The 22,367-nt window shown below is 42.8% G+C and carries 19 protein-coding genes; 16 read left to right on the top strand and 3 right to left on the bottom strand.

Going from position 1 to position 22,367, the window contains the following annotated elements; genetic code table 11:
- Nucleotides 1-95 precede the first annotated feature (95 nt).
- The 7 genes from PR699_RS18195 (at nucleotide 96) to gcvP (ending at nucleotide 9,750) form a co-directional block, all read left to right on the top strand.
- A complete protein-coding gene (locus PR699_RS18195; RefSeq protein WP_004921737.1) occupies nucleotides 96-674 on the top strand; it encodes a YecA family protein in 579 nt (192 codons plus the stop codon).
- A 280-nt stretch (nucleotides 675-954) separates the two neighbouring features.
- The gene (gene pepP / locus PR699_RS18190) at nucleotides 955-2,271 is read left to right on the top strand and encodes a Xaa-Pro aminopeptidase (protein ID WP_004921736.1); all 1,317 of its coding nucleotides are present in this window, start codon (nucleotides 955-957) and stop codon (nucleotides 2,269-2,271) included.
- Between the two features lie 29 nt (nucleotides 2,272-2,300).
- Complete coding sequence (gene ubiH / locus PR699_RS18185) at nucleotides 2,301-3,479, top strand: 2-octaprenyl-6-methoxyphenyl hydroxylase (protein ID WP_004921732.1); 1,179 nt, start codon at nucleotides 2,301-2,303, stop codon at nucleotides 3,477-3,479.
- 25 nt (nucleotides 3,480-3,504) lie between these two features.
- Nucleotides 3,505-4,734 (top strand): FAD-dependent 2-octaprenylphenol hydroxylase, encoded by a 1,230-nt coding sequence (gene ubiI / locus PR699_RS18180; protein ID WP_014656390.1) that lies wholly within the window; start codon nucleotides 3,505-3,507, stop codon nucleotides 4,732-4,734.
- A gap of 501 nt (nucleotides 4,735-5,235) precedes the next feature.
- Nucleotides 5,236-6,330, top strand: coding sequence for a glycine cleavage system aminomethyltransferase GcvT (gene gcvT / locus PR699_RS18175; RefSeq protein WP_004921724.1), 1,095 nt, complete (start codon nucleotides 5,236-5,238; stop codon nucleotides 6,328-6,330).
- A 54-nt stretch (nucleotides 6,331-6,384) separates the two neighbouring features.
- Nucleotides 6,385-6,777, top strand: a complete 393-nt coding sequence (gene gcvH / locus PR699_RS18170; RefSeq protein ID WP_014656389.1) for a glycine cleavage system protein GcvH — start codon at nucleotides 6,385-6,387, stop codon at nucleotides 6,775-6,777.
- A gap of 96 nt (nucleotides 6,778-6,873) precedes the next feature.
- Nucleotides 6,874-9,750 (top strand): aminomethyl-transferring glycine dehydrogenase, encoded by a 2,877-nt coding sequence (gcvP, locus tag PR699_RS18165; protein WP_014656388.1) that lies wholly within the window; start codon nucleotides 6,874-6,876, stop codon nucleotides 9,748-9,750.
- A 218-nt stretch (nucleotides 9,751-9,968) separates the two neighbouring features.
- Here the strand turns inward: gcvP and PR699_RS18160 are convergent, their stop codons facing one another.
- Nucleotides 9,969-10,589, bottom strand: a complete 621-nt coding sequence (locus PR699_RS18160) for an HD family hydrolase (protein ID WP_004921714.1) — start codon at nucleotides 10,587-10,589, stop codon at nucleotides 9,969-9,971.
- Between the two features lie 11 nt (nucleotides 10,590-10,600).
- A complete protein-coding gene (gene ygfZ / locus PR699_RS18155; RefSeq protein ID WP_004921711.1) occupies nucleotides 10,601-11,590 on the bottom strand; it encodes a tRNA-modifying protein YgfZ in 990 nt (329 codons plus the stop codon).
- 252 nt (nucleotides 11,591-11,842) lie between these two features.
- Here ygfZ and sdhE point away from each other — a divergent pair, with 252 nt between their 5' ends.
- Together sdhE and PR699_RS18145 are read left to right on the top strand one after the other, a co-directional pair.
- On the top strand, nucleotides 11,843-12,109 hold the full coding sequence (gene sdhE, locus PR699_RS18150; protein ID WP_004921708.1) for an FAD assembly factor SdhE: 267 nt from the start codon (nucleotides 11,843-11,845) through the stop codon (nucleotides 12,107-12,109).
- Nucleotides 12,090-12,500 carry a protein YgfX gene (locus PR699_RS18145; protein WP_041705029.1) on the top strand — a complete coding sequence of 137 codons (411 nt, stop codon included), beginning with the start codon at nucleotides 12,090-12,092 and terminating at the stop codon, nucleotides 12,498-12,500. The genes sdhE and PR699_RS18145 overlap by 20 nt, the downstream gene beginning before the upstream one ends.
- 45 nt (nucleotides 12,501-12,545) lie before the next feature.
- Here the strand turns inward: PR699_RS18145 and fldB are convergent, their stop codons facing one another.
- Nucleotides 12,546-13,064, bottom strand: coding sequence for a flavodoxin FldB (fldB, locus tag PR699_RS18140; protein WP_014656387.1), 519 nt, complete (start codon nucleotides 13,062-13,064; stop codon nucleotides 12,546-12,548).
- 162 nt (nucleotides 13,065-13,226) lie between these two features.
- Between fldB and xerD the strand changes: the two genes are divergently transcribed.
- From xerD to PR699_RS18105, 7 genes are all read left to right on the top strand, one after another.
- Complete coding sequence (xerD, locus tag PR699_RS18135) at nucleotides 13,227-14,150, top strand: site-specific tyrosine recombinase XerD (RefSeq protein WP_004921697.1); 924 nt, start codon at nucleotides 13,227-13,229, stop codon at nucleotides 14,148-14,150.
- 19 nt (nucleotides 14,151-14,169) lie between these two features.
- Entirely contained in the window at nucleotides 14,170-14,874 is a 705-nt protein-coding gene (dsbC, locus tag PR699_RS18130; protein WP_014656385.1) for a bifunctional protein-disulfide isomerase/oxidoreductase DsbC, read from the top strand.
- Nucleotides 14,875-14,879: 5 nt separating this feature from the next.
- The gene (gene recJ / locus PR699_RS18125; RefSeq protein WP_004921693.1) at nucleotides 14,880-16,613 is read left to right on the top strand and encodes a single-stranded-DNA-specific exonuclease RecJ; all 1,734 of its coding nucleotides are present in this window, start codon (nucleotides 14,880-14,882) and stop codon (nucleotides 16,611-16,613) included.
- A gap of 138 nt (nucleotides 16,614-16,751) precedes the next feature.
- Nucleotides 16,752-17,853, top strand: a protein-coding gene (gene prfB / locus PR699_RS18120) for a peptide chain release factor 2 (RefSeq protein WP_101495230.1) whose coding sequence is annotated in 2 segments (ribosomal slippage) — nucleotides 16,752-16,829 and nucleotides 16,831-17,853 — 1,101 coding nt in all. Because the reading frame shifts where the segments join, the coding sequence is not laid out codon by codon here.
- A gap of 7 nt (nucleotides 17,854-17,860) precedes the next feature.
- A complete protein-coding gene (gene lysS, locus PR699_RS18115) occupies nucleotides 17,861-19,381 on the top strand; it encodes a lysine--tRNA ligase (RefSeq protein WP_004921686.1) in 1,521 nt (506 codons plus the stop codon).
- Nucleotides 19,382-20,009: 628 nt separating this feature from the next.
- Nucleotides 20,010-20,537, top strand: a complete 528-nt coding sequence (locus tag PR699_RS18110) for a hypothetical protein (RefSeq protein ID WP_004921685.1) — start codon at nucleotides 20,010-20,012, stop codon at nucleotides 20,535-20,537.
- A gap of 26 nt (nucleotides 20,538-20,563) precedes the next feature.
- Nucleotides 20,564-22,367, top strand: a 1,804-nt coding sequence (locus PR699_RS18105) for a hypothetical protein (protein WP_272572890.1), incomplete at its 3' end; no start/stop codon positions are given.

The following is a 22,367-nucleotide window of genomic DNA, read 5'->3' as shown; positions in this document are numbered from 1 at the left end:
TGCTTTATTAAAAATACAGATCAAAAGCTTACTGGTATAGCGACCATCCTTGATGGTAGCATATCATGAATCATTAGCTAACATGACGAATTCAGATGTCTATACAAAAATCTTTACCAAATTATGAAACGTTGGACAACCTTCTCCAACAGCATTCTATCGCACTGACTGCCGCAGAAATTCACGGTTTAATTACAGGACTGATTTGTGGAGGAAGTCGCGATAGTGGCTGGCAGACATTAGTCCACGATCTGGCTAATGATGGTTTAGCGTTCCCTCAAGCTATTGCTCAACCACTACGTGAATTATATGACACGACTTTCCAAGTGTTGGACGACAGTGAATTTGCGTTCTCAATGCTATTTCCCGATGAAAATGCGTCCGTCTTTGATCACGCAGATGCACTGGCAGGATGGGTAAACCACTTCTTATTAGGTATTGGCGTGGCTCAACCTAAACTTGCAGATAAAAAAGAAGTCAGTGAAGTGATTAACGACTTACGTAATATTGGCATGCTTGGTTATGATGAAGATGAAGACCAAGAGGAGCTTGAGCAGGCGTTAGAAGAAGTCGTCGAATATGTCAGAGTCGCTGTTCAGCTTTGTTATATTACTTTCACCGAAGGGAAAAAAGAGCAGTCGACAACTGGCAATAATAAACCCATTCTTCATTAAAACAGTTTGTGCCTGTGCACCATCTTTGCTTATTTGAGCTAAATAGCCATTTGTAAAGTGAAACAGGTACAGATTAACTGCTTGCCGTTGTACTCTACCTAATTCGAGTTGCATCTAGGCGGCAAGCAAAGATATCCCCTCGAAAGAGTAAAGAATTGATGTTACTTGGGTGATTGAGCCTGTGCAAATAACAAGGTAATTTGAAGTGTGGTAAGTATATTCGCTTAATAAATAAGCGTAACCCTCTACTCAACAATCTAGATAATAAGGCAGAAACGGTATGAATAAACAGGAATTTATTTCTCGTCGTAACGCATTATTGGCTCAGATGAAGCCAGCAAGCGCCGCTATTATTTTTTCAGCGCCTGTGGCTCAACGCAATGCAGATTGCGAATACCCGTATCGTCAGCACAGCGACTTTCTTTACCTGACAGGGTTTAGTGAGCCTGAAGCCGTTTTACTGCTAATCAAAAGTGATGAAAAACATAGCCATACGGTGCTTTTTAACCGTGTTCGTGATTTAACGGCTGAAATCTGGTTTGGTCGTCGATTAGGGCAAGAAGCAGCGCCTGAAAAACTGGGCGTTAGTAAAGCATTACCATTTGATGAAATTGAAGAACAACTCTATCAACTCCTTAATGGACTTGATGTGATTTATCACGCGCAAGGCGAATTCGAATATGCAGACAAACTAGTTTTCGGTGCGCTAGATATACTTCGTAAAGGTAGTCGCCGCAATTTGCGCGCACCAAATACTATGATTGATTGGCGTCCTTTAGTGCATGAGATGCGTTTATTTAAATCGGAAGCTGAAATTGCGGTGATGCGCAAAGCAGGTGAGATCTCTGCATTAGCGCATATCAGAGCAATGAAGACCTGTAAACCAGGCATGTATGAATATCAGCTTTGTGGGGAGTTGGAGCACGAATTCACTCGCCATGGGGCACGCTACCCCTCGTATAACTCGATCGTTGGCAGCGGCGAAAATGCCTGCATTCTGCATTACACTGAAAATGAAAGTGAAATGAAAGATGGTGAGTTGGTGTTAATTGATGCGGGGGCTGAATTTGATGGCTACGCTGGTGATATCACACGTACTTTCCCCGTCAATGGTAAGTTTACGCAGCCGCAACGCGCTATTTACGATATCGTACTGAAAGCATTGAATACGGCTTTAGAATTATATCGTCCGGGCACCAGCATTCATGAAGTGACGCAAAAAATCATTCGAATCAAAGTTGAAGGACTTGTGGAACTGGGTATTTTGCATGGCGATGTCGATCAATTGATCGAAAACAAAGCACATTTCCCATTCTTTATGCATGGTTTAAGCCATTGGCTGGGGTTAGATGTTCATGATGTCGGATGCTATGGGGTGGAGCGTGATAGGATCTTAGAGCCGGGCATGGTTCTGACCGTAGAGCCGGGGCTGTATATTGCGCCTGATGCAGATGTGCCACCAGAGTATCGCGGGATCGGTATCCGCATAGAAGATGACATTGTGATTACCGAAAATGGTAATGAAAACTTGACCGATTTAGTGGTGAAGGACCCTGATGAAATCGAGGCATTAATGGCTGAAGCTAAAAATGCTTAAAATAAGTAGTAAAAGGTAATTAATACAACATGAACGTGATTATTGTTGGTGGTGGAATGGCAGGGGCAACATTGGCTCTGGCTATTTCATCATTAAGCCAAGGAAAATTGTCAGTATCACTGATAGAAGCTTCCTTACCGGAAGGCACACATCCAGGGTTTGATGCTCGAGCGATAGCGCTTGCCCATGGAACATGTCAGCGATTGTCTAAAATTGGTATTTGGGAAGCACTGGCGGATTGTGTCACACCAATAACTCATGTTCATGTTTCCGATAGAGGGCATGCCGGGTTTGTCAATATCAACGCGCAGGATTATCACATCCCTGAGCTTGGTAATGTGATTGAACTCCATGATGCAGGGGAGCGCTTATTTGCCTTATTGCGTAAAGCTCCCGGCGTTACTCTGTATTGCCCTGCGAAAGTTGAAAATATCCAGCGGCACAGTGAATGTGTGTCAGTCACGCTAGATAACGGCGAAACTCTTTCAGGCTCCTTATTGGTGGCCGCAGATGGTAGCCATTCTGCCGTGGGCCATGCCTGTCATATGCAGTGGCAGCAGGACGATTATGGGCAAGTTGCGATAATTGCCAATGTAAAAACGGCGATAAACCCACAAGGGCAAGCATTTGAGCGTTTTACTGAGTTTGGCCCTTTAGCCTTGTTGCCGATGTCGCAAGGGCGCAGCTCACTAGTTTGGTGCCATCATCAAGAGCAAGCCGAAACGATTAAAATGTGGGATGATGAAACATTCACTCAGCAACTTCAGCAAGCTTTTGGCTGGCGGCTTGGTAAAATCACTCAAGTGGGAACACGGTTTTGTTATCCGTTATCCCTTCGAAAAGCGTTAAATCCAATTAGCCATCGAACTGTGTTAGTGGGAAATGCAGCGCAAACGCTACACCCTATTGCAGGGCAAGGTTTTAATCTTGGGATCCGTGATGTCATGCAGTTAGCGGAATTGGTGGTTGCCGCACATCAACAAGGTCAGGATATTGGCGCTTATGCACTGTTAAATACGTATCAGCAAGCGCGTGCTATTGATAGAGAACGAACGGTCACCATGACAGATGGTTTGGTTCGTATTTTTGCAAATCGCTGTTTGCCGTTAGTGGTTGGACGTAATTTAGGTTTAATGGCAATGGAAATGTTACCGTCAGTACGTGATGTATTAGCTCGTCAAACACTTGGCTGGGTGGCGGAACAATAACCACAGAACTAAGAGGAATAAAAATATGCAATCGTTTGATGTGGTTATCGCCGGTGGTGGTATGGTTGGCCTAGCACTTGCCTGTGGTTTAGAAGGCTCAGGGCTACGTGTTGCCGTAATTGAAAGTCATCCAGCGAAAAAGCCTTTTTCGGACAGTGACCCTTATGCACTGCGAGTGTCTGCGATTAATGCAGCGAGCGAAAAATTACTAAGCTATTTAGATGTTTGGTCAACAATAAAATCAATGAGGGCTTCAGCCTACAACGGCATGGAAGTTTGGGATAATGACAGCTTTGGTCGTATCCAGTTTTCTGCAAAAGAGCAGAACCTCTCCCATTTAGGGCATATTGTTGAAAATAACGTGATTCGTGATGCGTTATGGCAAAAAGCATCCACCTTGCGAGAGGTGACTATACTGGCACCGGCGACTATTCAAAAAGTCGTTTGGGGGGAAAATGATGTTTTTATTACCCTCACTGATGATTCGATGTTAACCGCAAGGCTTATTGTCGGGGCGGATGGTGCCAATTCTTGGTTACGTGGTCATGCCGATATCCCCCTGACATTTTGGGATTATGAGCACACGGCCTTAGTTGCGACGATCCGCACAGAGCAGCCCCATGAGGCGGTAGCACGCCAATCCTTTGATGGTAAAGGGATATTGGCATTTCTGCCGTTGAGTGACCCTCATCTATGTTCAATTGTTTGGTCTCAACCTGCCACAGAAGCAGCAAGACGTCAGCAAATGGATAAAGCAGATTTTGAAAAAGAGTTAGCGGTCGCATTTGATACGCGTTTAGGGCTATGTCAACTGGAGAGTGAACGACTGACTATCCCTTTAACGGGGCGTTACGCACGACAGTTTGCGGCGCAACGTTTAGCACTTCTTGGCGATGCCGCTCACACTATTCACCCATTGGCAGGGCAGGGAGTTAACTTAGGCTTTATGGATGTTGCCATGCTGTTAGGGGAAATCAAACGTCTACATCGTGAAGGTAAAGATTTCGGGCAATATTTCTACTTGCGTACTTTCGAGCGCCATCGTAAACACAGTGCGGCTTTGATGCTTGCTGGTATGCAAGGGTTCCGTGAATTATTTGATGGCAATAATCCGGCTAAGAAATTATTCCGTGATATAGGATTGGTGCTGGCAGATAGCTTACCCGGCGTGAAACCTCAACTACTTAATCATGCTATGGGCCTGTTTGATATGCCTGAATGGCTAGAAAAAGTTCAGTTAGCCCCCTCTAAATAATATTACCTATCAATTGGCAGTGGTAAACGCTGCCAATCCCTCTCTTTTTGTGTTCGTGGAACACTCATTTTTTTCAATGATGGCAAGGCGATTATTGACGTAATTGCCATCGTTATTTTTTGTATTCATGATTGAGAAATTCTAATTATAGCCAAATTTCGCATTAGTTTTACTAATTTTGCTGTGGGGTGCTAACATTGGTTTTTCACTAACATCTCTAGAGATACGATGATTAACTCTACGCTTTTAGGTTAAATATAGTGGGATTGAGTGATCATTCTCAATTTTTTAACAAAATTAGCTGGATTATGTCGCTTGTAATCAGTAATACAGAGTGTTGGTAGCCCTATTTTTTTTAATGGTTTCTTACTAAAAACAGTGGTAGTTTTTAATAAGATGTTATCGTTTGCGTAGCGTTATTGGCTGTGGCGTGATAAATCATTTTCCTGCACAGCAACAGTGGCGCTCACCCTATCATATTCAAATGTAAAGAGGGTATTCATGGCAAAGCAAACCCCGCTATATGATGAACATATAGCCTGCGGTGCGAAAATGGTGGATTTTCATGGTTGGATGATGCCATTGCACTACGGGTCACAAATCAATGAACATAATTTAGTGAGAACCGATGCTGGGATGTTTGATGTCTCCCACATGACTATTGTTGATCTACATGGTGAAGGTTGCCGCGATTTCCTTCGCTATCTTCTCGCAAATGATATTGCCAAGCTGACCGACAAAGGGAAGGCACTTTATACGGGGATGTTAAATGCTTCTGGCGGAGTCATTGACGATTTAATTGTTTATTACCTTAATGATGATTTCTACCGCTTGGTTGTCAACTCCGCGACCCGTGATAAGGATATCGCATGGATTGAACAGCATATGAAATCGTATCCTGTCTCTATTGAAGTGCGTGATGATCTTGCCCTATTAGCGGTTCAAGGCCCTACAGCGCAACAAAAAGTCCATTCGCTATTGACGCCATCACAATGTGCCCTGTTGGCAGATATGAAGCCATTCTATGGGGTGCAAGCCGATGAACTCTTTATTGCAACTACGGGCTATACTGGCGAAAAAGGCTATGAAATAGCATTGCCGAAAGCGCAAGTGGTCGAGTTTTGGCATCAATTGCTGAAAGCCGGTGTTCATCCCGCAGGGTTAGGTGCGCGTGATACTTTGCGCCTTGAGGCTGGCATGAATTTATATGGGCAAGACATGGATGAGACTATCTCACCACTGGCTGCCAATATGGGATGGACGATCGCTTGGAAGCCTGAAGACCGCCAATTCATCGGTCGTGAAGCATTAGAGAAATTAAAAGAGCAAGGCACCGAAAAATTAGTCGGTATTGTTATGCGTGAAAAAGGCATATTACGAGCAGGCCAAACGGTACGTTTCACCGACGATTTAGGTAAATTACAAGAAGGGGTTATTACCAGCGGCTCTTTCTCGCCAACACTCGGTTTCAGTATTGCCTTGGCACGTGTGCCAAAAGAAATACAAGATAAAGCCATTGTTGAAATACGTAACCGAGAAATGCCTGTTGAGGTGGTAAAACCTGGGTTTGTGCGGGAAGGAAAAGCCCTCGTTTAAGAGTGGCTAATCCCCCCATAATGAAAAAATTCGTAAATAAGAGTGAGGTTGATGATGAGTAATGTTCCTGCAGAGCTGAAATATACCCGTGAGCATGAGTGGGTCCGTCATGAAGGTGATGGCGTTTACACCGTAGGTATTACCGAGCATGCCCAAGAGTTATTAGGTGATATGGTGTTTGTCGATCTCCCCGAAGTGGGCAGCTCTGTTGATATTGGAAGTGAATGTGCGGTTGTCGAATCTGTTAAAGCTGCATCCGATATTTATGTTCCACTAAGTGGTGAAATCATTGAAGTTAACGAAGCGCTAGTTGATGCGCCTGAACTGGTCAATGAGCAACCTTATCAAGAAGGTTGGATTTTCCGTATTAAAATTACCGACGAATCAGAACTGGCTGATTTGTTAGATGCTGACGCTTACTCAGCATTGCTCGAAGAAGACGAATAATACCGTAAAACGCCCCGTAATGCTGTCATTACGGGGCGTTTTGCTTTGAAGCCTACCCTTTAGCAGCAGATTAGATATAGGAATGGGAACACAGCTATGACGATGCCTCTGAGTCAATTAGAAAACCGTTCGGAATTTATTCAACGCCATATTGGTCCATCAGAACAACAAGTAAAAACGATGTTGGACACTGTGGGTGCCACCTCTCTTGATGCACTGACAGACAATATTGTCCCTAAAACCATTTTATTGGCAGAGCCACCAAGAGTCGGTGGTGGGGCGACAGAACAAGAAGCGTTAGCAGAATTGAAAGCAATAGCGAGTTTAAATAAGCGCTACAAGAGTTATATTGGGATGGGGTACGCCCCGGCTATTTTACCGCCCGTTATTTTACGTAACTTACTCGAAAACCCAGGTTGGTATACGGCTTATACGCCTTATCAGCCAGAAGTGTCTCAAGGACGCTTGGAATCGTTATTAAACTTTCAGCAATTAACGATTGATTTAACAGGGCTTGAATTAGCTTCCGCTTCCCTTTTAGATGAAGCGACAGCAGCGGCGGAAGCCATGGCGATGGCGAAACGTATTAGTAAATTAAAAAATGCTGAACGTTTTTTTGTTGCTGACGATATTCATCCACAAACATTAGATGTTGTTCGCACCCGTGCAGGCACATTTGGCTTTGAAGTGATAGTCGATAAAGCTGAGAAAGTCCTTGAACACGAAGGTGTGTTTGGGGCGTTATTGCAGCAAGTAGGCTCGACTGGTGAAGTCCATGACTACAGTGAACTGTATGCGCAACTCAAAGAGCGTAAAATTATAAGTTGTGTGGCCGCTGAAATGATGGCTCTGGTGATGTTAACCGCACCGGGTAAGCAAGGCGCTGATATTGTCTTTGGCTCAGCACAGCGCTTTGGTGTGCCTATGGGGTATGGTGGTCCACATGCTGCATTTTTTGCTTGCCGAGATGAATACAAGCGCGCAATGCCTGGCCGTATTATTGGTGTATCTCGCGATGCGTCCGGTCATACTGCACTGCGTATGGCGATGCAAACTCGAGAACAACATATTCGCCGTGAAAAAGCAAACTCAAATATCTGTACGTCACAGGTGTTGCTAGCAAATATTGCCGCAATGTATGCCGTTTACCATGGCCCAAAAGGGTTAAAATTGATTGCTGAGCGTATTCATCGCTTGACATCTATTTTCGCTAAGGCGCTACAAGATGCGGGTATCACACTACGTCATAAGAGCTGGTTTGACACACTCTCAATTGAGGTAGCAGATAAAGCTGCCGTTCTGGCGCGGGCGGAAAGTGCGAAGGTCAACTTACGTACTGATATTCATGGTGCAGTTGGTATCACATTCAGTGAAACAACAACACGCCAAGACTTGAATGAGCTATTCACTATCATCACAGGAAATGAGCAAAAATTGGATTTCGAACAACTTGATAAACAAGTTTCGGCCCAAGAGAGTGCTATTTGCCCTTCAATGCAACGTGATGATGCCATTTTGTCGCATCCGAATTTCAACCGTTATCATAGTGAAACGGAAATGATGCGCTATATGCACAGCCTAGAGCGTAAAGATCTCGCATTGAACCAAGCGATGATCCCGCTAGGCTCTTGTACGATGAAGCTAAATGCTGCGGCTGAAATGTTGCCGATCACATGGCCTGAATTTGGCGAAATGCATCCATTCTGCCCACCGGAGCAAGCTCAGGGCTATCATCAAATGATTGAGCAGCTATCACATTGGCTAGTTCAGTTAACAGGGTATGATGCAGTCTGTATGCAGCCTAACTCAGGTGCCCAAGGAGAATACGCAGGGTTATTGGCAATTCGCCGCTACCATGAAAGCCGCCATGAAGGACACCGTAATATTTGCCTTATCCCTGCATCGGCACACGGCACCAACCCTGCATCAGCACATATGGCTGGTATGGAAGTGGTGGTGGTACGCTGTGATGATGAAGGGAATATCGATCTGGTGGATTTACGTCAGCAGGCAGAAAAACATAGCGATAATCTTTCGTGTGTGATGGTGACTTACCCGTCAACTCATGGCGTGTATGAAGAGAGCATCAAAGAGGTTTGTGAGATCATTCATCAGTTTGGTGGGCAAGTGTACCTCGATGGTGCCAATATGAACGCACAAGTAGGCCTAACAACGCCAGGTTATATTGGTGCCGATGTTTCTCACCTCAATTTACACAAAACCTTCTGTATCCCACACGGTGGTGGCGGCCCAGGTATGGGGCCAATTGGCGTGAAAAAACATTTAGCGCCATTTGTTCCGGGGCATTCAGTTGTTGAACAAGAGATGATCACTGAGCAAGGCGCAGTTTCGGCAGCACCTTTTGGTAGTGCGTCCATTCTGCCAATCAGTTGGATGTACATTCGTATGATGGGATCTTATGGTCTGAGAAAAGCAAGTCAGGTAGCGATTTTAAACGCGAACTACATTGCTAAACGTCTACAAGGCCGCTATGACATTCTGTATACAGGTCGTGATGGCTACGTTGCTCACGAATGTATTGTTGACTTGCGCCCAATTAAGAAAGATACAGGGATCAGCGAATTAGATATCGCAAAACGCCTCATCGATTATGGTTTCCATGCACCAACCATGTCATTCCCTGTTGCGGGTACATTGATGATTGAACCAACAGAATCAGAAAGTCTGGTGGAAATTGATCGGTTTGTTGATGCGATGTTAGCCATCCGCAATGAAATTGACAAAGTGGCTAATGGGGAATGGACACTGGAAGATAACCCACTGGTTAATGCTCCACATGTTCAAACAGAGCTAGTGGCGCAGTGGGAGCATGCCTATAGCCGCGAGTTAGCTGTATTCCCAACAGCGGCCACAAAAGCAAACAAATATTGGCCTGCCGTGAAGCGCTTGGATGATGTTTATGGTGATCGCCATTTACATTGTTCCTGTGTGCCGATTGAAGAGTATATGTGATTAGCGTGTTGTAAATAATAGGTAGCCCTCAATAGTTGTATTATCAATTATTGGGGGTTTTTAGTTATAGTGGGGAAAGGATAAAACGCATCTTTTTCATCAATCGATAGCCGTTGGTATTTTCCGCGTGATAACACGATTGAGTTAAATACCCGATATTATTACCGGGTATTTGATTCACTGATTCACACCAAGAGCAAACTCTATTGGTGAATAAATTACAACAACCAACCTTTTTGCTGGGCGAGTTTCAATTGTGGTAAGAGTTGCTCCCAAAATTCAGGAAACACTTCTTCTATAAACTCATTTCGAGCGATCACTTGCTCTAGGCGAATATTATTCTCGACCCAACTTTGCCCTTGATTATGTAAATTTAAGAGCATAGGAATGGTTCTATCGATAACATTGGCAAATTTCGCATCCAATGTTTCTGCCGCATCATACTCTTTCCATAAAGCCAAAAATTGCTCATTTTGTGGGGAAGGGAGTAAGCCAAAAATACGAACAGCAGCTTTGACCTCTTCTTCGCGAATAGCATCACGTGCCGCAACATCGTAAACCAAAACATCACCTGCATCGATTTCGACGATATCATGTACTAAGGCCAACTTAATGGCGTGATCAACATTCACTCCTTTGACATAAGGCGCGAAACTCATTGCAGCCATAGCAAATTGCCAACTATGCTCCGCTGTATTTTCCTGCCTCTCATTGTTGAGTAATTTATTTTTGCGATAAACACTTTTTAGTTTATCCAACTCCATTAAAAATTGGATAACTTCGGTAAAGCCGCCAAAATCTAAAACGTCAACGGACTTATTACCTTTTGCAGATGACATAAAAACCTCAATTATTTTTCTTCTTCCAACGAGTAAGGGAGTGGCTGAATAGTTAGGTGGCTTTGCTCATCCCCTGTAACACGAAATACACTATCCGCTTCCATATCATTATTCATAATGATTTGAATATTCACTTCACCATTTGCTAATTTCACCGCAGCAAGAACAGTACCGGTACGGCGCCATTTATCACCTAATTGCCATTCTACACCTTCACCGACTGCCGGAACGGATGTTGCTGTGCCTTTCAGCCAATACATCGCCCGCTTATTGGCGCCACGGAATTTTGCCCGTGCGACCATTTCTTGTCCGGTATAGCAACCTTTTTTAAAGCTAATACCATAAGGTAAGGCTTGCAGGTTGGTGGCTTGAGGCAAATGTTGCGCGCTGCTGGCTTGTTCGATGACGGCGTATCCCGCTTCTATTTCTAGTGATAACCATTGCTCATCATTAACCACTTCCGCATTAAGCGAGTCGGTAATTTTTTGTGCGGTAGCTTGATCTGTGACGATAAGAAAACGTTCGTTAGGCAATGCGTAATGTAAAATTGTTGAGACGCCATCAACGGTGACTTGGTTTTCTGCATCAGGTAGCGTAGTGAATATAGTGGCTAATGCTTCGCGAGCGCCTTTCCCCGCGACACCGAGTAATTTTAGCTCTTGCTTATGTTCAAAGGTGACTTTCGAGAACACCGCGTATTTTTTTAGCTCGGCTAATTGGCTATCAAGTACGCTGGCTCTTTCAATATAAGAGAAACCATCAAGGTGGTGGAATAGACGCAAGTCACTCCACATTTTCCCTTTAGGATCACAGTGAGCGGTTAAGGTGTGTTGTGCTGGTGTCATTGCGCTAACATCAGCCGTAACTTGCCCTTGAAGGTACTTTTCAGCATCAAGGCCATGCAAATGAATTAATCCCCAGTTTTCCAGTGAAATCAATATAAGTGGTAAAGACTGAGAATCGAGAGGGAATTGTTTTGAGTGAGCAACTTCAGTAGTCATGATTTCACCTGTTTTTCTTTCGTATCAGAAGGGGGTTAATGGTAAAAGAGCTGGATTACATTGCAAGTAGTTATTATGATGCGCTATCAATTATTCAATATTTTTAATCGGCATTCTTGGATAAAAGCGCGATAGAGTGATGAAAATTATCGACATTGTACGATAGGTCATGTTTTCCCAATCAATTATCTGTTAGAGTATTGAAAATAATTAATCTTATCAGTTAACTGCAACAAATAAGGTCGTAGTGGAATGGATATAGAGAATAAAGCAAGAATTCATTGGGCTTGCCGTCGTGGTATGCGTGAGTTGGATATTTCCATCATGCCATTCTTTGAATATGAATATGAAGGACTCTCTGACAAGGACAAACGTACTTTTGTTCGTTTACTTGAGTGTGCAGACCCTGATCTGTTTAACTGGTTAATGAATCATGGGCGCCCAGACGACGATGAGTTGTTTGGTATGGTTAAATTGATTCAGGAAAGAAATAAAAATCGTGGTCCTGTGGAAATCTAATCTCTCCATTTCATGGAAAACTCAGCTTTTTTCAACCTGTGCTCATGGGATAGTCGGCTTTATTCTATTGGTCGCACCATGGGCGCCAGGGAATTCAATGGTGTGGTTGCCGCTGTTAGTGATTGTGATTGCTAGCTGGGCAAAAAGCCAAAAAAGCATCAGCAAAATCAAAGGGACTGCGGTGCTGGTTAATGGCAATAAAGTCCAATGGAAAAAGAATGAGTGGAGTATCGTTAAGCAACCTTGGTGTAGCCGTGTGGGGGTATTATTGACACTCAGTGCCTTACAAGGTAAGCCACAGAAGATCCGTTTATGGGTTGCAAAAGATGCCTTATCAGAAGAGAGCTGGCGTAATTTAAACCAACTATTACTGCAATATCCTGATATTTAATCATTAGGGGTTATTGCAGTAATGGGGAAAGTCAGCATAGTCAACTTACAGTAATTCTTCAATCTCGGTTAAGATTTGCATACACCACTGTGCGATACGCTCATCGGTCTCTTCAAATTGATTCACATCATCTAAAGCCAAACCAACGAACTGTGTACCATCTTCTGTCAGTGCTTTCGGGCTTTCGAATTGGTAACCATCGAGTGGCCAAAAGCCTACAAATTGCACCCCTGTTGGCTTTAGTTGATGATATAGCATGCCTAGTGCATCAAGAAACCATTCACTATAATCAATTTGATCGCCCATCCCATACATAGCAACAATTTTGTTGTTAAGCTTAAGATTGGGAAGCGCATCCCAAATTGCCAGCCAGTCTTCTTGTATTTCACCAAAATCCCACGTAGGGATACCCAAAATGAGAACGTCATACTGCTCCATCAGTTCAGGCGGTGTATCGTTGACATTATGTAATGTAACCAAATCTTCACCGAGGATATCGCGTATTTTTTCCGCGACAATTTCGGTATAACAAGTACTAGAACCGTAAAAGAGACCTATTTTCATGTTAATGTAACTAGTTTTCATTGCAGTAGAGAGGTATTGTAACAGAATGAACGGTATCGGGCACACACTCTCAATATTTTAGGGGGATGAGAAGACGAACCGAACATCACCAATAGCGCTGTAACTTGAGATAGGATAGGTATAATAGCTTACGTGGCGGTTATGAAGAGGAATATAAGCAGCGTGGAAACCAAACAGCTTAATCCATTAATTGAGCAATTTCTTGATACCATTTGGTTAGAGCAAGATCTCGCTGAAAATACATTGGCATCTTATCGTTTAGATTTGCAATTATTAGATAAGTGGCTGGAAGCGAATCAATTGGATTTGGAAAGTGTTCAATCAATCGATTTACAATCGTTTTTGGCAGAACGAATTGAAGGGGGATACAAAGCGGCTAGCTCTGCGCGTCTATTAAGCGCTATGCGGCGTTTATTCCAATATTTTTATCGTGAAAAAATACGGCTTGATGATCCTTCAGCGGTGATTGCCGCACCTAAAATACCACAACGGCTACCAAAAGATTTGAGTGAACAGCAGGTTGAAGACCTACTGAATGCCCCTGCAACCGAGGATCCTCTTGAGCTTCGCGATAAAGCGATGTTGGAAGTCCTGTATGCTTGTGGGTTACGAGTCTCAGAGCTGGTGGGGTTAACTTTCTCCGATATTAGCCTACGGCAAGGTGTCATACGTGTTGTGGGGAAAGGGAATAAAGAAAGATTGATTCCTCTGGGAGAAGAGGCTATTTATTGGGTAGAAAAATACCTTGAAGAAGGTAGGCCTGACTTACTCAATGGTAAAGCCAGTGATGTTTTATTTCCTAGCAAACGTGGCACAAAAATGACGCGCCAAACATTTTGGCATCGTATTAAACATTATGCGGTGATTGCGAATATCGATTCTGAAGCGTTATCACCACACGTTCTACGCCATGCATTTGCGACACATTTACTGAATCACGGCGCCGACTTACGAGTTGTGCAAATGCTATTAGGGCATAGTGATCTCTCTACGACACAGATTTATACACATGTCGCAACCGAGCGTTTGCGCATGTTACATGAGCAGCATCATCCAAGGGGGTGATGTGCGTTAAAGGATAATTATGAAACATAAACTACTCTTATGGGCGGCTTGCATTGCAACATTTTCCGCCTCAGTGTCTGCGGCAACAGATGATAAAGTGATTGAAGAGAAGCTTGCCAGATATAGTATCTCTGTAGAATCAATCAAACCATCGCCTATTGTAGGGCTTAATACTATTGATACTTCAGATGGTATTATTTATGTAACTGATGATGGGAAATATTTATTACAAGGCCCTATTTATGATTTAAGCGGCAAAATGCCAGTCAACATTTCTAATCAACCACTCATGAAAAAGGTTGAAGCGCTAAAAGATGAAATGATCGTCTTTAAAGCGCCGAAAGAGAAGTATGTGGTTACAGTATTTACCGATATTACCTGTAGCTACTGCAAAAAATTCCATGAATCGGTTGGTGAATTAAATAGCAAAGGTATCACAGTACGTTACCTCGCTTACCCACGCCAAGGTTTGGAGCATGAGTCCGCAAAACAAATGGCATCTATATGGTGTAATGCGCTCCCTCAAAGTGCATTAACTAAAGCATTTAAAGGTGACGAAGTTGCCATGATTGATGAATGTAAAATTGATCTCAGTAAACACGTTAAGTTAGGTAGCCAATTTAAAATGACAGGAACGCCAGCGATCGTGTTACCTGATGGGCAATTATTGTCGGGTTATTTATCCCCCGATAAACTGTTAAAGATACTCGAACAAAATAGTTAACCATTGTGAATGTAGAAACTTTTTTACGCCAGCGTACACTCGCTGAGGATATTAAAACACTGGATGGTTTTCCTGAAATCCTTCAGCGAGTTTATGCCCATCGAGGCGTGACGGATATTTCACAGCTAGAGCGTAAAGCCGCTAACTTATTAGATTACCGCACGTTATCAGGGATAGATAACGCATTAACGCTACTTTATAGTGCATTGGAGAACCATAGCGTAATTACCATCGTAGGGGATTTCGATGCTGATGGCGCTACGAGTACGGCTTTAGCTATTCGCGCATTAAAATCAATGGGATATGTGAACTTAAATTACATTGTTCCAAATCGGTTTGAAAATGGTTATGGGCTGACGCCTCTTGTCGTTGAGGAAGCCTACAAACGCGGCGCGGATCTTATCATCACCGTTGATAATGGTATTTCATCACACGAAGGTGTCGAAGCGGCTAGGCAGCATGATATTAAGGTCATTGTGACGGATCACCATCTTCCGGGAGATGTATTACCGAAGGCCGATGCCATTATTAACCCTAATCTAGAAGGGTGCCAATTTGCTTCTAAATCATTAGCAGGCGTTGGCGTGACTTTCTACTTAATGTCCGCGTTACGCGCCAAATTGCGCCAAGAAGGCTGGTTTGTTAAGCAGGGAATGAGCGAACCTAATTTAGCCGAATTCTTAGATTTAGTTGCGCTCGGAACAGTGGCAGATGTTGTTCCACTTGATACTAATAATCGTATTTTAGTGCATCAAGGTCTGCATCGTGTTAGGGCGGGGCGTTGTTGTGCGGGGATCAAAGCATTAATCGAGGTCTCAAAGCGGGAATGCTCTCGTTTGGTCGCCAACGACTTTGGTTTTGCTTTAGGGCCTCGTTTGAATGCCGCAGGGCGTTTAGATGATATGTCTGTGAGTATTGAATTACTCCTGACCGATGATATGGCTTATGCGCGGGAACTGGCTAACGAGCTGGATGGATTAAACCAAGCACGGCGGGAAATTGAAGCGGGGATGCAACAAGAAGCTTCCGTGTTATTTAATAAAATTGAGTATAGTGATAGCCAATTACCCAATGGGCTAGCTATCTATCATCCTGAGTGGCACCAAGGGGTTGTGGGAATATTGGCGTCAAGGATTAAAGAACAATATCACCGCCCTGTGATTGCTTTTGCACCCGCGGGTGACGGCACATTAAAAGGCTCAGGGCGCTCAGTACCAGGGGTGCATATGCGCGATGCATTAGAGCGCCTAAATACCCTACAACCGGGGCTAATGCAAAAATTTGGTGGTCATGCCATGGCGGCTGGCTTGAGCCTAGAAGAGAGTAAATTTGGCTTATTTAAGCAGCATTTTGAATCATTGATGGGGGAACTTATTCAACCCGATCAGCTATCAGGTGTTGTTTGGAGTGATGGTGAACTCAAACAGGATGAGTTCACATTAGAAATTGCTGAGTTACTACGTGAAAGCGGCCCTTGGGGGCAATCATTCCCTGAGCCTGTTTTTGACGGCTATTTTCGGTTGCTGCAACAGCGCTTAGTGGGTGAACGCCATCTTAAAATGATGTTAGAGCCAGTGAAGGGAGGGCCAATGCTGGATGCGATTATGTTTAATATCGATGTGCGGCGGTGGCCCGATAATAGTGTGAAACGCGCAAAAATTGCGTTTAAACTAGATGTTAACGAGTTTCGAGGTCAAAAGAGTGTTCAACTGATGGTTGAGCACATTTGGCCTGAATAAGGGAACTTTCTCAGTTTACGTCGATGAGAGGTAAGATTCGCTTTTGCAGTGCTATAAATTTTAGTGAAATTCCGTTATCATTGACGGTTTGTGAAGAATTTATTCTATTTATAACGACCAAACATAAGACATTGAAAAATGACGTTTGAAATTAACCCAGTAAAAAGTAAGATTCAGGACCTATCTGAGCGAACAGCGGTCCTTAGGGGGTATCTTTGACTATGATGCCAAGAAAGAACGCTTAGAAGAAGTTAATGCGGAACTTGAGCAACCAGATGTCTGGAACGAACCTGAAAGAGCACAGGCGTTAGGTAAAGAGCGATCTTCTCTTGAGGCGATTGTTGACACCATAGATCAAATGACCCAAGGCCTTGAAGACGTTGAAGGCTTACTCGAACTTGCTATTGAAGCTGATGATGAAGACACCTTTAATGAAGCAGGTGAAGAGTTAACTCAGCTCCAAGCAAAACTAGAGCAGCTTGAGTTTCGCCGGATGTTTTCTGGTGAATATGATAGCGCTGATTGCTACATTGATTTACAAGCCGGTTCTGGCGGTACTGAAGCCCAAGATTGGGCCAGTATGTTAATGCGTATGTACTTACGTTGGGCAGAATCGAAAGGCTTCAAAACAGAAATTATTGAAGAATCAGATGGCGATGTGGCGGGTTTAAAATCGGCAACCATTAAAGTTATCGGTGATTATGCTTACGGTTGGCTAAGAACAGAATCCGGCGTACACCGTCTCGTGCGTAAAAGCCCATTTGATTCAGGGGGCCGCCGCCATACGTCGTTTAGCTCCGCCTTTATTTACCCTGAAGTTGATGACGATATTGATATCGAAATTAACCCAGCAGATTTACGCATTGATGTTTACCGCGCTTCTGGTGCGGGTGGACAGCACGTAAACAAAACTGAGTCAGCAGTACGTATTACGCACATACCTACAAATATTGTGACTCAATGTCAGAATGACCGCTCGCAACATAAAAACAAAGATCAAGCCATGCGCCAGTTAAAAGCGAAGCTTTATGAACTGGAGATGCAGAAAAAGAATGCTGATAAGCAAGCGATGGAAGAGAATAAATCGGATATTGGCTGGGGTAGCCAAATTCGTTCTTATGTCCTTGATGATGCACGTATTAAAGATTTACGTACTGGTGTGGAAACGCGTAATACGCAAGCCGTACTGGATGGTGATTTGGATAAATTCATTGAAGCTAGCTTGAAAGCTGGCCTGTGAGGAAAAAATGTCTCAGCAGCAACAACAGGGTGCAGAACAAGCACCCGATTTGAATAACGAATTGAAAGCACGTAAAGAAAAACTCGTTGCTTTACGTGAAAAAGGGATCCCATTCCCGAATGATTTCCGTCGTGATATCACATCGGAAAAGATCCACGCACAATATGATGAAAAATCAGCGGAAGAGCTAGAAGACTTAAATATTGAAGTCGCCATTGCTGGTCGTATGATGACTCGTCGTATTATGGGTAAAGCATCATTTGCAACCCTGCAAGATGTGGGTGGTCGTATTCAAATCTATGTTTCTCGCGATGACTTAGCGGAAGGCGTTTATAACGAGCAATTTAAAAAGTGGGATTTAGGCGATATTTTAGGCGCTAAAGGCCGCTTATTTAAAACCAAAACAGGTGAATTGACTGTCCATTGTCACGAAGTGCGTCTACTGACGAAAGCACTGCGCCCATTACCGGACAAATTCCACGGTTTAGCAGACCAAGAAACACGTTATCGTCAACGTTACCTTGATCTGATTGCCAACGATGAATCTCGCCACACCTTTATGGTTCGTTCGAAGATCTTAGCTGAGCTACGTAACTTTATGGTCGGCAAAGGCTTTATGGAAGTGGAAACACCAATGATGCAAGTTATCCCTGGTGGTGCTTCTGCTCGTCCATTTGTGACTCACCACAATGCGCTGGATATCGATATGTATCTGCGTATCGCTCCTGAACTGTACCTAAAACGTTTAGTGGTTGGTGGTTTCGAACGTGTGTTTGAAATTAACCGCAACTTCCGTAACGAAGGCCTGTCTCCACGTCATAACCCTGAGTTCACTATGATGGAACTCTATATGGCGTATGCTGATTACCGTGACCTAATCGATCTGACTGAAGAGTTATTCCGCACGTTAGCGCAGAATGTTTTAGGAAACACTGTCGTTAAATACGGTGAGCAAGAGTTTGATTTTGGTAAACCATTTGCCAAATTGACCATGAAGGAAGCCATTTGTAAATATCGTCCTGAAACTAACGTTGCTGATTTGGATGATATGGATAAAGCGGTTGCAATTGCCCAGTCTATCGGCATCAAGGTAGAAAATAGCTGGGGCTTAGGTCGTGTTCAATGTGAAATTTTTGAAGAGGTTGCAGAAAGCCACCTGATCCAACCAACTTTCATTATTGAATATCCAGCGGAAGTTTCACCATTAGCTCGTCGCAATGATGAAAATCCATTTATCACCGACCGTTTTGAGTTTTTCATCGGTGGACGTGAAATCGGTAACGGTTTCTCTGAGTTAAATGACGCTGAAGACCAAGCAGAGCGTTTCGCTGAGCAAGTTCGTCAGAAAGATGAAGGTGATGACGAAGCGATGTTCTATGACGAAGACTATGTCACCGCATTAGAGCATGGTTTACCGCCAACGGCTGGCCTCGGGATTGGTATTGACCGTATGGTCATGCTATTTACTGACAGTCATACGATCCGTGACGTGATCTTATTCCCTGCATTACGCCCATCTAAAGCTTAGTGCTATCAATAACAATGCCCAGCTGAGTCTGGGCATTGTTTTATCCAATCCTAAATCGTTAAATAATACGTTAGTACAGTTAGCGATTATTAAATTATTACTTAAGTTAAATTATTTTTGTTAATGTATTTCCTTTATCAATAGGGCTTAATTATTTTTTATTGTTGCGCTTAAGTGGAAATACTCAGACATCATTTTTATGTTTATAACATAATAAGTGTAATGTACTTAACAAAATGTTAATAGATAAAAGATTCGAATTTGTTTTTTTGTTAGAAAATATTTCATATATTGAAATATTGTACTTTTCAGAAAAATCAAATAGTCACCGCCGTCCTGCAGTGGAATTGTTTATTAACCGGATAAAGGTTTCGCTTGAGATCGTTAGATGATAATTTTTTACAGTTATTATTTATAAAACTCAAAATAAGTGTTCTTAGTAATTTTATTGCATTAAAAATGATGGGGTCGATACCGATTTAGTGCTAAGATTAAAATAATTAACCAAAATTTATGAGATGACTCTATTTCTAGATTAGGGCTTATAGAAAATAGATAAATTTTAGCTTACACTAGGTTTCTTGAATGTCATTATAATAGCGAAGAAAAGTGCTGGTAAGGTAACTATATGTTTTCAAACAATAAAATTTTTGTTGCGTCTTTGCTTTTGGCTGGGACAGCAATTCTCTCTGGCTGTTCTTGGGGCTCTAACACGAATTATTCAGAAAAAACTGATGCCACAGCTTCATCAACGGCTAATTCAGCGACGGGGCAGCAGTACATGGATTATTCCCATGCTGATTCTCAGACTGTTTTAAACACGGCAATTAATCATAAGCCCGCTGGGCAAAATCCTACGATGCTAAATCAATCTGGAAGCGAAGGTGAGTCATTCCAGAGTTTAAGCACCTGTATTAAAGAACTTAATGCACTGAAAACACTGTCACCAGCAGATTACAATCGCTTAGTCGGTTCCTTTAAAGAAGTGAGCGAAATTAATCAGCTTTATAAACAAGTCGCATCGACAGCAAGTCCAGACACGATTGAACTGTTACAAATGGCAATAGAAGCTAAAACAAAAGTTCTTTGCGCGAAAGTTCGTTATAACTCAGTCCTGTCTACCGAATCAACATTGGAAAAAATTAGTGGATTATGAGAATTAACCTAAGACTTTGTATATCTTTGGCCATTTTTTCGGCTGCTTTTAGTCAATTTGCAAAATCGGATAGCTTCAATAATGTCATTGATGACTTTGACACTTACCTGCAATTAGAGCAGGAAGGTAAAGTGCCGGAAAAGCCATTGAATATTCAAGGTCAGGGATATGACTCATTTTCATCTTTACCGCTCGCTCCTGAGCCAAAAGAAAAATCTAAATCTGCTGCGGGTAAAAATGCAGGCCAAAGTAAAACGCCTGCACGTACCCAACCTAAAGCTAAAGGGACGGTCACTCAGCAGACCCAAACTAAAGTTACGACGACAAAAGTAGCTACACAAGCTAAAGGTCAGATGACAGAACAACCTAAAGTTGCTTTGTCTGAATGCCCATTACCAGAAGAAAGCATTGTGGATCAACAAACTGGTTCAGCACACCAGTCTTTGTTATTGTCATCCTACCCTTATTTCTTTAATTCAAACCAATGGCATCCACAGTATTTATCGAAAGATTTTGCTAAATACCAAATTGTTCTAGATCCATTAGGACTTTACTCTGCTAAGTACTCAATGGGGGTATTGCGTGATAATACGGCTTACCTAGAACAGCTTGCCGATCTGCTCGCGCAACAACAATCGACTCACCTATTTAGATTTGGTGCTGCTCAAGGCGCTGGTCAGTTAATTGCTTATCATCAACTTTTAACCGATAGGCAATTAGCCGAAAAATTAATTGCACATAATAAAAGTGTAGCGGAACTCAGTCATGATATCGCCGAGAAACAATTTGAAATAGAGCGTATCAATAACGAACTTGCCGAAAATAAAAATCAAGTTGCTTTGTTACGTGAAAAACTAAGTGCAACAGATGATAAAGAAACCATTGTATTACTGACGGATGAATTGAACTCCGTTAAAAATATACTGGCAGATAAAGAAAATAATTTAGAACAACTCACTGCACAGAATCAACAAGCGCAGAAATCAATTGCGGCACTTGAGAAAAAACTTAGCGAAAGTATTCAAGCTCAAGCATTAGCAGAAAAACAACTTGCTGAGAAAGATAAACAAATAGAGCAAGCAAAATTACAATTTGAAAATGCTCAGAAGCAAGTTGAACAATTAACCGCCCAGCTAACTCAATTAGAAACGGATGCAAAAGAGCAGGCGGAACGATTAAATAAAAATAGTGACGAGCAAGTTAAGCTCGTGACTGCTTCACTTGAAAAACAGAAGGAATTACTGAAGCAAAAAGAGTCAGAACTTCAGTTAACTCAAAAACAAAATAGCGATATTCAAGCTGAACTGTTGAAACAGCAAGCAGCTTCTAAAGCTTTTGAGGCTGAGCTAAAAGCGGCACAACAACTGTTAAAAACGAATAAAACAGAGCAAGATTCGCTGGCGAAACAGTATGCAGAAAGTCTGAAAATTCAGCAGCAGCTACAAGAAAAATTAGCGAAACAAGAGCAAGAGTTTGCAACAGCACAAACTCAGCTGAAAAAAGCCAATACGGATGTTGTTGAGCTGCAAAAAGAGATTGAGAAGCAGAAGCAGCTAATGACGCAAGCGTCCGATCAGCAAGTAAAAGCATTGACGGCTGATCTTAACCAACAAATTGCGTTATTGAAGAAACAAGAAGCGGTGTTGCAAAAAGCGGAGTCAGATAGCCAAGCGACACGCGAAGCGCTGGCGAAGCAACAGGCCACAGCGCAACAGTTAGTAGAGCAGAAAAAAGCGTTAGAAGCTGAGTTGAAGACAGCTCAAGCACAGTTACAAGCACAGAAAACGGAGCAAGCGACATTAGCGAAGCAATATGAAGCAGGTCAGAAAA

It is taken from the genome of Providencia sp. PROV268 (genome assembly GCF_028477805.1).
In the GTDB taxonomy this organism is placed as follows: domain Bacteria; phylum Pseudomonadota; class Gammaproteobacteria; order Enterobacterales; family Enterobacteriaceae; genus Providencia; species Providencia stuartii.
Note: the sequence above shows the minus strand (reverse complement) of the source record. Positions and strands in the feature narration are given on the sequence as shown.

Bases quoted from the DNA above. Each gene is read 5' to 3' on its own strand.
- PR699_RS18195 (WP_004921737.1), top strand. From the start codon at position 96: ATGTCTATACAAAAATCTTTACCAAATTATGAAACGTTGGACAACCTT.
- pepP (WP_004921736.1), top strand. From the start codon at position 955: ATGAATAAACAGGAATTTATTTCTCGTCGTAACGCATTATTGGCTCAG.
- ubiH (WP_004921732.1), top strand. From the start codon at position 2,301: ATGAACGTGATTATTGTTGGTGGTGGAATGGCAGGGGCAACATTGGCT.
- ubiI (WP_014656390.1), top strand. From the start codon at position 3,505: ATGCAATCGTTTGATGTGGTTATCGCCGGTGGTGGTATGGTTGGCCTA.
- gcvT (WP_004921724.1), top strand. From the start codon at position 5,236: ATGGCAAAGCAAACCCCGCTATATGATGAACATATAGCCTGCGGTGCG.
- gcvH (WP_014656389.1), top strand. From the start codon at position 6,385: ATGAGTAATGTTCCTGCAGAGCTGAAATATACCCGTGAGCATGAGTGG.
- gcvP (WP_014656388.1), top strand. From the start codon at position 6,874: ATGACGATGCCTCTGAGTCAATTAGAAAACCGTTCGGAATTTATTCAA.
- PR699_RS18160 (WP_004921714.1), bottom strand. From the start codon at position 10,589: ATGTCATCTGCAAAAGGTAATAAGTCCGTTGACGTTTTAGATTTTGGC.
- ygfZ (WP_004921711.1), bottom strand. From the start codon at position 11,590: ATGACTACTGAAGTTGCTCACTCAAAACAATTCCCTCTCGATTCTCAG.
- sdhE (WP_004921708.1), top strand. From the start codon at position 11,843: ATGGATATAGAGAATAAAGCAAGAATTCATTGGGCTTGCCGTCGTGGT.
- fldB (WP_014656387.1), bottom strand. From the start codon at position 13,064: ATGAAAATAGGTCTCTTTTACGGTTCTAGTACTTGTTATACCGAAATT.
- xerD (WP_004921697.1), top strand. From the start codon at position 13,227: ATGAAGAGGAATATAAGCAGCGTGGAAACCAAACAGCTTAATCCATTA.
- dsbC (WP_014656385.1), top strand. From the start codon at position 14,170: ATGAAACATAAACTACTCTTATGGGCGGCTTGCATTGCAACATTTTCC.
- lysS (WP_004921686.1), top strand. From the start codon at position 17,861: ATGTCTCAGCAGCAACAACAGGGTGCAGAACAAGCACCCGATTTGAAT.
- PR699_RS18110 (WP_004921685.1), top strand. From the start codon at position 20,010: ATGTTTTCAAACAATAAAATTTTTGTTGCGTCTTTGCTTTTGGCTGGG.